A 14,532-nucleotide genomic window follows, 5' to 3' on the forward strand; every position below is an offset into this window, starting at 1 on the left:
GGCCGCGCGCCGATGAGACACTATCGGCCCGAATCCCCGCTTCCCGGCGGCGGGCCCACCGCACCCCTGACCGGCGCGGGCGAGGCGCACCGGCTCGTCGAGGCCGCCGCGCGGGAACTGCGCGACCCCGGCGCCCGGCAGTTGATCGACGAATGCGCCGAGCGGTTGCGTCAGCCGTTGCGGGTCGCGCTGGCCGGTTCGATCAAGGCGGGCAAGTCGACGCTGCTCAACGCCCTGGTCGGGCAGAGCATCGCCCCCACCGACGCCACCGAGTGCACCCGCGTGGTCACCTGGTATCGCAGCGGAACCACCCCGACGGTGACGGCGTTCGCGGCCGACGGCGCGTCGGCGAACGTGGCGGTCCGCCGAGGTGCCGGCGCGCACGGTCTCACCTTCGAGCTGTCGGGTCTGCGCTGGCAGCCACCGGGTACGCACGCCGTCGACCACCTGGAAGTGCGCTGGCCGACGGCCGAGTTGTCGCGCACCACCATCATCGACACGCCGGGCACGTCGTCGCTGTCGCACGAGGTGTCCGAGCGAACCATGCGCCTGCTCACCCCCGCCGATATCGAACCCGACGCCCTGCGCATCCCCGGCGCCGACGCCGTGGTCTACCTGCTGCGTCGCCTCGACGCCACCGACGTGCATTTCCTCGAGCAGATCGGTTCGGGTGGTCCGGCCGGTCCGCTCGGTGTGGTCGGGGTGGTGTCGCGAGCCGACGAGATCAGCGCCGGCCACATCAATGCCCTGAATTCGGCGCGCGATGTGGCGTCCCGCTTCGCCACCGAGCTGGAACGCACCGGGTTGTGCCAGGCGGTGATCCCCGTGGCGGGCCTGCTCGCTTTCGCCGCCGCTACCCTCACCCAGCCCGAGTACGCCGCGTTCGCAGCCCTGGCCGGGTTGCCTGCCGACACCCTCGAACTGGCCCTGCTCTCGGCCGACCGGTTCTCGCGCCCCGATATCGAATTGCCGGTATCGCCGCTGGTCCGCGCCCAATTGCTGGACCGGTTCGGCATGTTCGGTGTGCGGATGGCCACCGAACTCGTGCGCACCGGCGTGCGCGACGCGGCGTCGCTGTCGGCCGAGCTCGGTGCCCGCAGCGGCATCGACGAGCTGCGCCGGGTCCTCGACGTGCAGTTCGGTCAGCGTGCCGAACAGCTCAAGGCCCATTCCGCGCTCACCACCCTCGACCGGGTCATCACCGCCCACCCCGGCACCCCCGCCGACGAACTGCTGCCGCGCGTGCGCACTCTGCTCGCCGACGTCCACGGTTTCGCCGAGTTGCGCCTGCTCGGCCGGTTGCGCGCCGACGAGTTGCCGCTGCCGCCCGACGACCTCGCCGAACTGTTCCGCCTGGTCGGCGGCGCCGGCGTCGCCCCGCATGTGCGCCTGGGCGTACCCGCCGACACCGACCCCGCGACGATGCGCGCCCACGCGCTCGAAGCGGCGCGCAAGTGGCGCACCAGATCCCGGCATCCGCTCATCGACAAGACGACAGTCGAGGCGTGTCTGACCGCCGTACGCAGTGTCGAGGGAGCACTCTCCCAGCTACCGGGCTGATCCTGTCTCCCAATTATTTCGCCGATCGATTGGGCTTGTCGCTGCTCGATACGGCATGATTCCGCCGTGACCACGACGATCGGCGACCCCGTCCGGGTATTGACGGACGCGCAATGGGCGCTGCTCGAAATGCTGCTGCCCACCTCGGCGGGCCGTGCGGGCCGTGACTTCGCCAACAACCGTCTCGTGATCGAGGGGATGCTGTTCTGGCTGCGTAGCGGGATCGTGTGGCGTGAGCTGCCCGCCGAATTCGGTCCATGGCAGACGGTCTGGAAACGTCAGCGCCGCTACCAGGCCGACGGCACATGGGACCGTCTGCTCACCGCCTTGGCCGCCATGGCCGACGACGCGGGCAACCTCGCCTGGATGCGGCGAGATATTTAGGAGACACCGATTTTTCGGCTCCGAAAAGGTCACACTCTTCATCGGTAACGATTTCGTTGCGGAATCGGACTAGCTTTCCGAACACTCGCATGGCCAAGCGTGAAAAGCACCCACCGACAGACGAGTACGGATCGCAGCGCTTGCGCCGATCTGGAGGAGCTGACCCGAATGAACCCCACCGCGATCCTCGAGTTCATCCTGAACCTGCTGCGCGATCCCCAAGCCGCAGCAAACTATTGCGCCAACCCCGTCCACGTCCTCTGCGAAGCCGACATCACCGCCGCAGCCGTCACCACGGCCGCCGACATCGAGACCGGCCTGGAAACGACCGTCGACCTCGGCGCCACCGTGGGCACCGGCCTGACTGCTGCCGCTGATGTGTCCGCCGGTCTCGGCGCGTCTGTGGGCGCCGGTCTGGGTGCTGTCGCTGATGTGTCTGCTGGTTTGGGCGCGTCTGTGGGTGCCAGCTTGGGTGCTGCCGCCGATTTGTCTGCTGGTTTGGGTGCGTCTTTGGGTGCTGCCGCTGACGTTTCCGCCGGTCTCGGTTCGTCTGTGGGTGCCGGCCTGGGTGCTGCCGCTGATGTGTCCGCCGGTTTGGGTACGTCTGTGGGTGCCGGGCTGGGTGCCGCCACTGACACAACCACAGGTATCGGCGCGACCCTGAACACCACCCTCGACGCGGCAACCGACGTAGCAGCGGGCCTCACAACAGGTTTGGGCGCCGGCGTGAACCCAGGCCTCACAGCTGCCACCGACATCGCCGTCGGCCTGGGCACCATCAGCAGCACAACAGCTGATCTGGGTGCAACCACTGACATCACCCTCGACGCGGTGACCACCGCAACTACCGGCCTCGGAGCCACACTCGAAGCCGCAACCGACGTAACCACCGACCTCACGGCCGGTCTCGGTGCAGGCGCGGACGCCGCCGTCGACCTGGGCGCCGACACCACCGCAGACCTCGGCCTCGAACTGACCGCCGCCACGAATAGCGCAGTAGACGAGACCCTTTCGTTCGGACATGATTCGGTGATCGGTGCCGCAACCGGTCTCGATTCCGCCCTCGAGTCGGTGACCACCGCCGGTGCCGACCTCTCCGCAACGACGGGAACCGACCTTGGAATCGGTGCCGCCGTCACAGGTGCACTCGACGCCACCACGGGTGTCGCCGCCGGCCTCGGCACGACTGTGAGCGGCCTGACGGCAGCAACAACCGACGCCGACCTCGCCGTCTCCGCGGCACTCGGCGCCACCAACGCTGCCGTCCAAGCCGGAATGTCCGGCAGCGCTGCTGCGACTACCGGCCTCGAAACCGGCCTCACGACCGCAGGCTCGATCGGCACGAACGCTGCCGCCGACCTCACCGCCGGCACCGCTATGGGCGTGGAATCCGCTGTTGGCGTCGATCTGACCTCTGGTCTTTCGGCCGTGGGTGCGCTGGGCGTGGAAACCTCGGCGGACCTCGCCTCGAATGCCGCTGCGGGCGTGGAGGCCGCTGCGGGCTTCGGCGCGACTTCGAGTCTCGCCGCCGGGGGTGCGCTGGATACTGTCGCCGATCTGGCCGCCGACTCCACGGCGGGCCTGAACGCCGCCGCTCTGTCCGGTGTGGGTTCGTTGGGTTCGGGTTTCGATGCCACTGCTTCCGGTTTGACCGAAGGTGTTGTGGGGGCGGGCACTTCCGTTGGTGGCGCCTTCGAGACGGGTCTCGAAACAGGGCTTTCGGGGACGGGTGGGATCGGGATGCAGGTCGGTGCGGCCGCGAATGCCGGTGCTGCTGCGGCGACTTCGCTGACTGGTGCGGTCGCCTCGACTACACAGATCGGCCTCACCGGTGCGGGCGCCGATCTCTCCGCCGGTCTCACGGGCGCCGCGGCCACAGCGGACCTCGGCACGCAAATCGCGGCAGGCCTGTCCACCGGCGCAGCCGCAACTCTCGGCGCTCCCTTCACCGCCGCCCCGGCCACCGGCCTCGAAACCGCCCTCACCACAGCCTTCAACACCGACTTCTCCGCAGCCTCGACCGTCGACACCACTGCTGAGCTCGTGTCCACGTCGGACTTCGAGACCGCACTGGTCGGCGCTGCGAACACCACCACCGCCCTCCAGTCCACTCTCACCGGCGCAGTAGCGAACTCGACCGGCATCACCACCGGCCTCGGCGGCCTCGCCACCGTTGGAGCCCACGCTTCTACAGACGCCGCCGCCAACGCAGCCGCCTCTGCCGAAGCCGCAGCCGGCGCTACCGCGAACGCCGCAGCCGGTTTCTCCACGAATGCCGCAGCCGGCTTCGGCGCGAACGCGGCAGCCGACATTGCCGCGGAAAGCGCAGCCGACGTCACCGGCACCGCCGACGCCGCACTGGGCGCGGCAGCCACCGCGGCCACCGGTGCCGGAGCCACGGCCGCAGGCGCGATCGACACCACCGCCGACGTAACAACCTCCACCACAACAGGTCTCGAACTCGGCCTCGGCACAACTCCCGACTGGTCAACCGAAACCGGCGTAGCCGCAGGCCTCGGCTCGACCATCCAGTCCGGGCCGCAACTCGATTCCACCTTCACCACAGCCACCGGCTCGGAATCCGCCATCGGGGCGACCACCGGCTTCGAAACCGTGGCATCAACCGGCGTGGACACCGCCTTCACCTCGGAGACCTCCATGAATCTCACCGGCGAAGCCGCCGAACCCACCTCGACCATCGATTTCACCTCGGCCGCCGACACCTGGTCGACGGTCGACGTGGACAGCGCCTTCGGCCCGGCCCTCGACGATTCCCCGCTCTCCGGCGGAACGGGCCTGCTCGACAGCTCGTTCACCGCCCCGGAGACCCCGTTCGACGCCCCTGAAGCCCTGTAGTTCAGGCCGATGGATTCGTTGCTGTCGGTTCTCGACAACACTGTCGCGGCGGCTCGTGCCGCGGGTCGCGACGACCTGGTCGCCCGCCTGGAGACGGCGGCGGTCCGGGTGCGCGACCCGCGGCGGCGGATCGTCGTCGCGGGCCAGCTGGATCAGGGCAAGAGCCGTTTCATCAACGCGCTCCTCAATGTCGAGATCTGTCCCGTGGGCGACGACGTCACCACCCGTTTCCCGATGCAACTCGCCTACGCACCGCAGCCGCGCGCTGAATTGGTGCTGGCTGCAGCATCTTCCGAGGAGGAGCGCCTCGAGTTCCCGATCGCCGATCTGCCCTCGATCGACCACCGATCCGCGGCAGGCAAACAAATCCTGCGCATCGAGGTCCACCTTCCCGCCGACCTGCTCGCCGACGGCATTGTCCTCATCGACACCCCCGGTATCGGCGCCCGAACGACGGCCGGCACGCTCGGTGTCCTGGAAATGCTCCCAGCGGCCGACGCCGTCCTGGTGATTTCCGACGCCTCAACCGAACTCACCTCCCCGGAGCTCACCTTCCTGCGGCAAGCATCCGAACTATGCCCGGCCACAGCGGTTCTGATGTCGAAAACCGACCTCTACCCGCACTGGCGCCAGGTCTTCGAAGCCGACCGGGAGCACCTGCGCAAGGCGAACCTCGACCTCCCCCTGCTCCCGATCTCGGCCCTGCTCCGCTCCCACGCTCTGCGCCTGCAAGACGCCCAGCTGGGCGCCGAGTCCGGTTACGGGCAGCTCTATCAATTCCTGCGTGAGCAGGTGGTCGCCCGCGACGAAGCCGCGACCCGCGCCGCCATCGCTCGCGAGATGTCCTCGGCTGCCGAGCATCTGGCACTGGCTCTCGGCAGCGAGCTCGTCGCCCTGCGCGATCCGCGACAAGCCGCAGCCGCGGTCGGCGAGCTGCAGTCGGCCAAAGCCCGCGCACAGCAACTGCATCGCCGCACTGCCGCCTGGCAACAAACCCTCGCCGACGGCATCACCGACCTGGCCGGCGACGTCGACCACGACCTGCGCGAACGCCTCCGCGAGATCGCTCGCACCGGCGAGGAGTGGATCGACGACCACGACCCCGGGCGCCACTGGGGTGCCATCACCGAATGGCTCACGAGCACAGTCGATTCAGCCCTGGGCGACAACCTGCTCTGGGCGCACTCGAGAGCGGAAACCTTGGCCGACAAGGTGGCCGAACACTTCCTCGAGCTGGGCACCGTAGACCTCCCCGCCGCCTTGGACCCCTCCGGCTCCACTCACCGCACCGGCACGCTGGGCGACCTCGAACCCGATATCGGCGTTCTGTCGAAGGTCCTGGTCGGTATGCGCGGTTCCTACGGCGGCGTCCTGATGGTCGGTCTCGCAACGACTTTCGCGGGCCTGGCCCTGCTGAACCCCATCTCCCTCGGCGCGGGCGTGCTCGTGGGCGGCAAGGCGTACCGTGACGATAAGCAGGCCCGCCTCACCCGCCGCCGCACCGAGGCCAAGAACGCCGTCCGCCGCTTCCTCGACGACGTGGCCTTCCAAGCGGGCAAGGACTCCCGAGACCGCATCCACCGCATCCACCGCGCCCTGCGCGACCACTACGCGGGCATAGCCGAACGCAGCCTCCGCTCCATCGACGAGTCCCTCACCGCAGCCCAGGAAGCAGCCTCCGCCGAGGCCACCCACCGCACCCAGCGCACGGCAACCCTCCAACAACAACTCACCGCCGTAGCCGCCCTCCGCAACCACGCCACCACCCTCGCGAACCCCGCCCGCCCGCTGGCGCCGAAGTAGTCCTCCTTACGCGGCCCGCACGCTCATCTCCACGTGCATCCCGGCAGCGACGACCATATTGACCAGCGAATCAAGGCTGAACAGTCCGATCTTGCCGCGCATCAGGTCCGACACCCTCGGCTGCGTCACGCCGAGCTTCTCGGCGGCCGCCACCTGTGTCCATCCTGACCGCTCGATGTGCTCGGTCAGCGCCATGATCAACCGCGATCGCAACCGCATGTTCTCCGCTTCCTGTGGGGTGTCCTCGATCGCATCCCACACGCTGTCGAACGTCTCGCTCATCAGCGCTCTCCCTTCCCACTCGCAATACCGGCCTGCGCGTACCGCTTCGTCGCCAGCGCCAGATCAGAATCCGCCGTCTTCTGAGTCTTCTTCTGGAAGCAGTGCAACACAAGGATGCGATCAGCGAGTTTCGCGAGGTAGATGACGCGGAAAGCGCCATTGTCCTGTCGAACTCGTATCTCGCACACCCCGAGGCCGACGGACCGCATCGGTCGCCAGTCGGTCCGACCGGACAATCACATCCGTCGATGTGTGGGAACGCGCTCGTCGGCGTCACGATCCAGCATCACCCGTCGCACCTGAGCCTCCTCCTAGCAAGAATGGCCGACGGGTGGGGAAGAATTTTTCGGGTGGCGGGAATGAATCGCCGCAGCTGCTGGTTGTGCAGATCAACGATGTTGAGCGCATGTCACTCAAGTTCGGGTTGACGCCCGGCGGAGCCGACAGGCAGGATTGAGCGCATCACGCTCAGCGTTGCTGGCAGTTGTCGTCAATTATCAGGAGGAACCCACTATGGCTCGTGCGGTCGGAATCGACCTCGGGACCACGAACTCTGTCGTCTCCGTGCTGGAAGGCGGCGAGCCGGTCGTCGTCGCGAACTCGGAAGGCTCGCGCACCACTCCGTCGATCGTCGCGTTCGCGAAGAACGGTGAGGTTCTCGTCGGTCAGCCTGCCAAGAACCAGGCCGTCACCAACGTCGACCGCACCATCCGCTCGGTCAAGCGCCACATCGGCACCGACTGGACCGTGGAGATCGACGGCAAGAAGTACACCCCGCAGGAAATCTCCGCGCGCACGCTGATGAAGCTGAAGCGCGACGCCGAGGCCTACCTCGGTGAGGAGATCACCGACGCGGTCATCACCGTCCCGGCCTACTTCGAGGACGCCCAGCGTCAGGCCACCAAGGAAGCCGGCCAGATCGCCGGTCTGAACGTGCTGCGCATCGTCAACGAGCCCACCGCGGCCGCGCTGGCGTACGGCCTGGACAAGGGCGACAAAGAGCAGACCATCCTGGTCTTCGACCTCGGTGGTGGCACCTTCGACGTCTCGCTGCTGGAAATCGGCGAGGGCGTCGTCGAGGTCCGCGCCACCTCCGGTGACAACCACCTCGGTGGTGACGACTGGGACGAGCGCATCGTCAACTGGCTCGTCGACAAGTTCAAGGCCAGCTCGGGCATCGACCTGACCAAGGACAAGATGGCCATGCAGCGTCTGCGCGAGGCCGCCGAGAAGGCGAAGATCGAGCTGTCCTCCAGCCAGAGCACCTCGATCAACCTGCCCTACATCACCGTCGACGCGGACAAGAACCCGCTGTTCCTCGACGAGCAGCTCACCCGCGCCGAGTTCCAGAAGATCACCTCCGATCTGCTGGACCGCACCCGCGCGCCGTTCCAGTCCGTCATCAAGGACGCCGGCATCAACGTGGCCGATATCGACCACGTCGTGCTCGTCGGTGGCTCCACCCGTATGCCCGCCGTCTCCGACCTGGTCAAGGAACTGACCGGTGGCCGTGAGCCGAACAAGGGCGTGAACCCGGACGAGGTCGTCGCCGTGGGCGCCGCCCTGCAGGCCGGTGTGCTCAAGGGTGAGGTCAAGGACGTCCTGCTGCTCGATGTCACCCCGCTGTCGCTGGGTATCGAGACCAAGGGTGGCGTGATGACCAAGCTCATCGAGCGCAACACCACCATCCCGACCAAGCGCTCGGAGACCTTCACCACGGCCGACGACAACCAGCCGTCGGTGCAGATCCAGGTGTTCCAGGGTGAGCGCGAGATCGCCTCGCACAACAAGCTGCTCGGCTCCTTCGAGCTGACCGGCCTGCCCCCGGCCCCGCGCGGCGTGCCGCAGATCGAGGTCACCTTCGACATCGACGCGAACGGCATCGTCCACGTCACCGCGAAGGACAAGGGCACCGGCAAGGAGAACAAGATCAAGATCCAGGACGGCTCCGGCCTGTCCAAGGAAGAGATCGACCGGATGGTCAAGGACGCCGAGGCGCACGCCGCCGAGGACAAGGCCCGCCGTGAGGAGGCCGAGACCCGCAACCAGGCCGAGTCGCTGGTGCACCAGACCGAGAAGTTCATCTCCGACAACGAGGACAAGGTCCCGGCCGACACCAAGTCGAAGGTCGAAGAGGCCATCGCCGACGCCAAGAAGGCGCTCGAGGGCACCGATATCGCCGCCGTGAAGTCGGCGGTGGAGAAGCTGGCCACCGAGTCGCAGGCCCTGGGCCAGGCGCTCTACGAAGCCAGTGCGGCCGAAGGCCAGTCCACCGATGGCGCGGGCCCGAACACCGCGGCCGACGACCAGGTCGTCGACGCCGAGGTTGTCGACGAGCCGGTTGATACGGAGAAGAAGTGACCGAGGCCAACTCCGAACAGGAATTGATCGAGGACATCGTCGAGGAGCCGGACGCCGCTGAGGAGGCGGCGTCCGACACCGAGACCGAACCCGAGGTCGAGGCGGCACCGGAGAGCGACGAGCTCGCCGAGCGCACCGCCGACCTGCAGCGGCTGACCGCGGAGTACGCGAACTACCGCCGCCGGGTCGAGCGCGATCGCCAGGCCAATATCGACGCGGCCAAGGCGAGCGTGGTCACCGAATTGCTCGGTGTGCTCGACGATCTGGACCGCGCCAGGGCGCACGGCGACCTGGATTCGGGCCCGTTGAAGTCGGTGGCCGACAAGCTCGAGACCGCGCTCACCAAGCAGGGCCTGGTCGAATTCGGTGCTGTCGGTGACCCGTTCGACCCGACGCTGCACGAGGCCGTGCAGCACGAGGGTTCGGGTTCGGAGCCGGTGATCGGCGTGGTCATGCGCAAGGGCTATCGGTTCGGCGATCGGGTGCTTCGGCACGCGATGGTCGGGGTAACCGATCCCGAGACCCCGGGGGCATCGGATTCGGATGCCGACGCCGATAACGAATAGCGTGAGAGGAGGAGATGCCCGGTGAGTCAACGGGAGTGGATCGAGAAGGACTTCTACAAGGAGCTGGGTGTCTCCTCCGGCGCGTCGCAGGACGAGATCAAGAAGGCCTACCGCAAGCTCGCGCGTGACCTGCATCCGGACTCCAACCCGGGTGACACGAAGGCCGAGGAGCGGTTCAAGGCCGTCAGCGAAGCGAACGCGGTGCTGTCGGATCCGGCCAAGCGCAAGGAGTACGACGAGACGCGGCGCCTGTTCGCCGGTGGTGGTGGGCGCGGCTACGGCGGCGGCTTCACTCCCGGTGCGGGCGGCGGATTTTCGCAGGACTTCAACCTGGGCGACATCTTCGGCCAGCCCGGCGCTGCCGGTGCAGGCGACGGTGGCCTCGGCGATCTGCTCGGCGGCCTGTTCAACCGGGGCGGGCGCGCGTCGAGCCGTCCGCGTCGCGGCGCCGATGTGGAAACCGAGACCACGTTGGGCTTCCGTGAGGCGGCCCAGGGTGTCACCGTTCCGCTGCGGATGACGAGTCCGTCACCGTGCACCACGTGTCACGGCAGCGGCGCCAAGCCGGGCACCAGCCCGCGCGTGTGCCCGCATTGCAACGGCGCGGGTGTGGTGAGCCGCAATCAGGGTGCGTTCGGTTTCAGTGAACCGTGCGACGACTGCCGCGGCACCGGCTCGATCATCGACGACCCGTGCACCGATTGCGCGGGCACCGGCATCCAGAACCGCACCCGCACCATCACCGTCCGCATCCCACCGGGTGTCAGCGACGGGCAGAAGATCCGGCTCGCCGGTCAGGGTGAGGCGGGCCTGCGTGGCGCGCCGTCGGGTGATCTGTATGTCACGGTGCACGTGAGTCAGGACAAGGTCTTCGGCCGTCAGGGCGACGACCTCACCCTGGTGCTGCCGGTGAGCTATGCCGAATTGGTGCTCGGGACAACCGTTTCGGTGCCCACGCTGGACGGCCGGGTCGGTGTGAAGGTGCCCCCGGGTACTGCCGACGGGCGTATCCTGCGGGTACGTGGCCGGGGTGTGCCCAAGCGCGGTCCGGCCGGTGGTGCAGGTGACCTGCTGGTGACGGTGAAGGTCGCGGTTCCGCAGGCTCTCGATGCCGAGGCGACCGAGGCCCTGAAGCGGTACCAGGAGGCGGAGAAGGCGAGCGGTTTCGATCCGCGTGCAGGATGGGCAGGTGCTTGATGTCCCCGCGCAGCGAGCTCAGCGCCCGGAGGAGGTAGCGCAGCGTGACCACGGAGGGCGTCGGGAGCGGCGCAAATCAGGATCCGGCTCCGAAGTCTGTGGGTTCCTCGCGAGCCGAGTTCTTCATGATCTCGGTGGCGGCTCAGTTGGCGGGGATGCACGCGCAGACGTTGCGTACCTACGACCGGCTGGGTTTGGTCACCCCGCAACGTACTTCGGGTGGCGGACGCCGTTACTCGGCTCGCGATGTGGAGCTGTTGCGCGAAGTGCAGCGGCTGTCGCAGGACGAGGGCGTCAACCTGGCGGGCATCAAACGCATCATCGAGCTCACCAATCAGGTGGAGGCTCTGCAGCAGCGGGTGGACGAGATGAGCGCGGAGCTGGAGCGGTTGCGGGCTGGTTACCGGCCCGATCTGTCTCCGCCGCAACGCAGTACCGCGCTCGTGGTGTGGCAGCCACGTCATCGCCGCTGAGGCACTCGTTCCACCGAGCCCCCGGTTCGCTTGTCCGCCACGGCGGTCGCGGATCGGGGGCTCGTTCGTGTGCTGGTCAACCCCCGGCGATCGGCTGGTGACTATCCAGCAACTCATTTATTTTCGATCTTGCCGTCCGGAAGTAGAAGCGCGCGGCGAGGACGTCCGAATTCCGGGCCCAATCGGTCACGTCCACGCCTCATTCACGGGCTCTAGGTCTGTTTCTTTGGCGCGCCACTGGGTCTGTATCCAGTTTTGTCAGAATTACATGCGTGATGTTTAAGAGTACGATTCCTAAGCTGGCAAACCTCGCCTAGACTTCTCGCATCGGCTGCTGACGAGTGTCCTCCCAGCCCGTCACTCGCCGGCGCGACAAGCGTTCGATGGCGAAACGAGGTTGTGACACATATGGATTCGCGGACTGTCGCTTTGATCCGTACCACGTTCAAGGCGGTTGCTGCGGAAGAGGGTGGGTCCGAGACGCTGGCGAGGTCGTTCTACTCGATCCTGTTCACGGACTACCCCGGTGTCCGCGATTTCTTCCCAGCCGCCATGGATGCCCAGCGCGACCGCCTCGTCCATGCGATCTCCTACGCGTTGGACCGGCTCGAGGAGCCCGACAAGCTGTTGCCGTTCCTCGCTCAGCTCGGGCGCGACCATCGCAAGTACGGCGTGCAACCGGCGCACTATGTGGCGGTGGCCAATTCGCTGAAGTCGGCGATCCGTTCGTGTGTGGGCGAGGAGATGTGGACCGACGAGGTCGCCGCCGCCTGGGACGAGGGCCTGGCCAATATCAGCGGCGCGATGATCGGTGCCGCCGACAAGGAAACCAGCCCCGCCGCGTGGACCGCCACCGTCGTCGAGTGCCGCGAAGTGTTGCGCAACCTGTCGATCGTCCGGGTCCAGCTCGAGCATCCGATGGAGTACGCGGCAGGCCAGTACATCAGTGTGCAGGTGCCTTCGCGTCCGCGTATGTGGCGTTACCTGTCACCCGCCAATCCCGCGAACAGCAACGGCGAGATCGAATTCCACATCCGCAGTGTGCTGGGCGGCTGGGTGAGTCCGGCGATCGTGTCGCACACCACCGTCGGCGACCAGTGGTTACTCGGTGCACCCCTCGGCGGTCTCGGCGTTCCGCGCAACACCAAGCGCAAGATGCTGATGATCGGTTGCGGCACCGGCATCGCCCCTTTGCGCGCCCAGATCATGGCGATGGCCCAGCGCCGGGTGAACCCGAAGGTCCACCTGTTCGTCGGCGGCCACCACCCCTGCGACCTCTACGACCTCCAGGTCCTGAGCCAACTTGCCGTCGCCAACAAATGGCTCACCGTCACCCCCGTCACCGAGAACGAAGAAAACCCCTGGTGGTACTACGATTCCGGCGAACCCCAGGTCGAACTCCCCGGCCTGGAACCCCGCATGACCGGCCAGATCGGCAAGGTAGTAGCCGCCTTCGGCCCCTGGGCCGACCGCGACGTCCAAATCGTCGGCTCCCCCTCCATGGTCCAAACCACCAAGTTCCGCCTCATGGCCGCAGGCACCCAAGCCAAATCCATCCGCCACGACCCCTTGTTCTGAGCCGATCTCAGGTCGTGCGCGGACAGGTCTCGATCCGCAGCGACATCGCGGTCGAGGCAAGGCGGCCGAGCAGGTGCGGGTGGAAGTACATGGAAGGAAAGCTTCCCCCTGACATTTCGGCTTGCACCAAGATTTCGCCGCCAGGACGGTCTTGCGAAGTCATCGACCTGTCAGGCCATTCGTCCAGAAATGCGCTGACCGCATCGTCAGCGCACCAGCTCACGACCGTCCGATGGAAAGGCCCATCCGGATGCCCGGTCGATTCGGTTTGTATGACCGGAGTGGCCGGGTCTGGATCGTCGGTCGCCCCCGAGATGACATCCACATCCAGGGATAGTCCGGAAGCTGCCAGCAGCCTCAGCGCCGCAGCCGAAAGGGCGATGACCGGCCCGCCCTGCCCGTCGGTGTCGACCGCGACGCTCAGACACCCGGACGTCTCTCGCGCCGAGAGAATATGCCGCAATCGGTCACTGATCGGCGCGAGTTCGTCGAGGGCTCGGTTCACCTGCTCGCCGACGTGACCGGCGCAGGCAGCCAATTCGAGCACCCAACCATCGGAACTCCTACGCAGTTCGGGTGTAGGCCCTGCCTGTCCGGCTCGCCACTGATCGGTCGGCACTCGACATAGCGCCGCCGTGATCTCCTCTGGGTCGAAAGTGCCGGTCAGGCGCAGTGAAGCGACAACCTCGAAAAGGGCGATGTTCAAGCACCTTCGGAGGTGATGTTGGCTGGGGGTGTTCCGCCGGCGACGAGGCGGTCGGTGGTGGTGGCGACCATGGCGGGGGAGCCGCAGATCAGGACCTGGTGCTGGTCGAAGGGGCCGTGGGCGGCGGCTACGTCGGCGAGGGTGCCGTGCAGCATTTCCGAGGGGGCGAAGCCGATGTCGACGCGGGTCTGTTCGTGCCATTCGTCGCGGATCGGTGGGTCGTCGGGGCTTTCGACCACGGGAATCACCGTGAGCCAGGGCAATTCACCCGACAGCAGGTACAGCATGTCGGCGGCGTAGAGGTCGCGTGGGCTGCGGCCGCCGAAGAAAAGGTAGGTGCGTGGCGGGGTTTCGCGCCGGGCGAGGTCGAGGATCTGGGCGCGCATCGGCGCCAGTCCGGTGCCGCCGGCGATCATCACCACTTCGGCCGCGTCGGGATCGACGGCGAACACGGTGTGCGGTGCGTTGATTCGCCATTGATCGCCCGGCTGGGTGTCGGCCACGATCGACCCCGAGCACCACCCGCCCGGCACCGTCCGCACATGGAATTCAAGTTTGCCGTCCAGCGAGGGCGGCAGCGCGGGCGACAGCCGCCGCCGCACCCCCGGATGCTGCGGCACTTCCACCTCCACCGACCCGCCCGCGGCGAACGGGACGAAGTCACCGATCAACCGGATCACGGCCAGATCGTTGCGCAGCCGATGATGACCGACAACGGTCGCCGTCCAGGCGGGGTGGGGAAACTCGTTGCTCATCAGTCACTTTC

At 67.2% G+C, this 14,532-nt stretch carries 13 protein-coding genes; 9 read left to right on the forward strand and 4 right to left on the reverse strand.

Annotation, left to right across the window (positions count from 1 at the left end):
• The first annotated feature begins 12 nt into the window (after window positions 1–12).
• From HYG95_RS19830 to HYG95_RS19845, 4 genes are all read left to right on the forward strand, one after another.
• Window positions 13–1,560 carry a dynamin family protein gene (locus HYG95_RS19830; protein ID WP_181699873.1) on the forward strand — a complete coding sequence of 516 codons (1,548 nt, stop codon included), beginning with the start codon at window positions 13–15 and terminating at the stop codon, window positions 1,558–1,560.
• A gap of 66 nt (window positions 1,561–1,626) precedes the next feature.
• Window positions 1,627–1,944: a transposase gene (locus tag HYG95_RS19835; protein ID WP_181699875.1), complete on the forward strand. Its 318-nt coding sequence runs from the start codon at window positions 1,627–1,629 to the stop codon at window positions 1,942–1,944.
• Window positions 1,945–2,112: 168 nt separating this feature from the next.
• Complete coding sequence (locus tag HYG95_RS19840) at window positions 2,113–4,800, forward strand: hypothetical protein (protein WP_181699876.1); 2,688 nt, start codon at window positions 2,113–2,115, stop codon at window positions 4,798–4,800.
• Window positions 4,801–4,809: 9 nt separating this feature from the next.
• Window positions 4,810–6,603: a dynamin family protein gene (locus HYG95_RS19845; protein ID WP_181699878.1), complete on the forward strand. Its 1,794-nt coding sequence runs from the start codon at window positions 4,810–4,812 to the stop codon at window positions 6,601–6,603.
• Between the two features lie 6 nt (window positions 6,604–6,609).
• On the opposite strand, the gene HYG95_RS19850 is transcribed toward HYG95_RS19845, so the two are convergent.
• A complete protein-coding gene (locus tag HYG95_RS19850) occupies window positions 6,610–6,885 on the reverse strand; it encodes a helix-turn-helix domain-containing protein (RefSeq protein WP_220139629.1) in 276 nt (91 codons plus the stop codon).
• Window positions 6,885–7,121: a type II toxin-antitoxin system RelE/ParE family toxin gene (locus HYG95_RS19855; protein ID WP_255495559.1), complete on the reverse strand. Its 237-nt coding sequence runs from the start codon at window positions 7,119–7,121 to the stop codon at window positions 6,885–6,887. The genes HYG95_RS19850 and HYG95_RS19855 overlap by 1 nt, the downstream gene beginning before the upstream one ends.
• Before the next feature lie 277 nt (window positions 7,122–7,398).
• Between HYG95_RS19855 and dnaK the strand changes: the two genes are divergently transcribed.
• The 5 genes from dnaK to HYG95_RS19880 all read left to right on the forward strand — a co-directional run bounded on the left by dnaK (window position 7,399) and on the right by HYG95_RS19880 (window position 13,060).
• The gene (gene dnaK, locus HYG95_RS19860; RefSeq protein WP_181699882.1) at window positions 7,399–9,246 is read left to right on the forward strand and encodes a molecular chaperone DnaK; all 1,848 of its coding nucleotides are present in this window, start codon (window positions 7,399–7,401) and stop codon (window positions 9,244–9,246) included.
• Window positions 9,243–9,812: a nucleotide exchange factor GrpE gene (grpE, locus tag HYG95_RS19865; RefSeq protein WP_181699884.1), complete on the forward strand. Its 570-nt coding sequence runs from the start codon at window positions 9,243–9,245 to the stop codon at window positions 9,810–9,812. Before dnaK ends, grpE begins: the two co-directional genes overlap by 4 nt.
• 21 nt (window positions 9,813–9,833) lie before the next feature.
• Window positions 9,834–11,009, forward strand: a complete 1,176-nt coding sequence (gene dnaJ, locus HYG95_RS19870; protein WP_181699886.1) for a molecular chaperone DnaJ — start codon at window positions 9,834–9,836, stop codon at window positions 11,007–11,009.
• Between the two features lie 125 nt (window positions 11,010–11,134).
• A complete protein-coding gene (locus tag HYG95_RS19875) occupies window positions 11,135–11,482 on the forward strand; it encodes a heat shock protein transcriptional repressor HspR (RefSeq protein WP_181699946.1) in 348 nt (115 codons plus the stop codon).
• 408 nt (window positions 11,483–11,890) lie between these two features.
• Window positions 11,891–13,060, forward strand: coding sequence for a globin domain-containing protein (locus tag HYG95_RS19880; RefSeq protein WP_181699889.1), 1,170 nt, complete (start codon window positions 11,891–11,893; stop codon window positions 13,058–13,060).
• A 7-nt stretch (window positions 13,061–13,067) separates the two neighbouring features.
• On the opposite strand, the gene HYG95_RS19885 is transcribed toward HYG95_RS19880, so the two are convergent.
• Together HYG95_RS19885 and HYG95_RS19890 are read right to left on the reverse strand one after the other, a co-directional pair.
• The gene (locus HYG95_RS19885; RefSeq protein WP_181699891.1) at window positions 13,068–13,766 is read right to left on the reverse strand and encodes a DUF4279 domain-containing protein; all 699 of its coding nucleotides are present in this window, start codon (window positions 13,764–13,766) and stop codon (window positions 13,068–13,070) included.
• Complete coding sequence (locus tag HYG95_RS19890) at window positions 13,763–14,521, reverse strand: FAD-binding oxidoreductase (protein ID WP_181699893.1); 759 nt, start codon at window positions 14,519–14,521, stop codon at window positions 13,763–13,765. The genes HYG95_RS19885 and HYG95_RS19890 overlap by 4 nt, the downstream gene beginning before the upstream one ends.
• Window positions 14,522–14,532: the final 11 nt, after the last annotated feature.

The organism is Nocardia sp. GTS18 (assembly GCF_013839555.1).
Lineage (GTDB): Bacteria > Actinomycetota > Actinomycetes > Mycobacteriales > Mycobacteriaceae > Nocardia > Nocardia rosealba.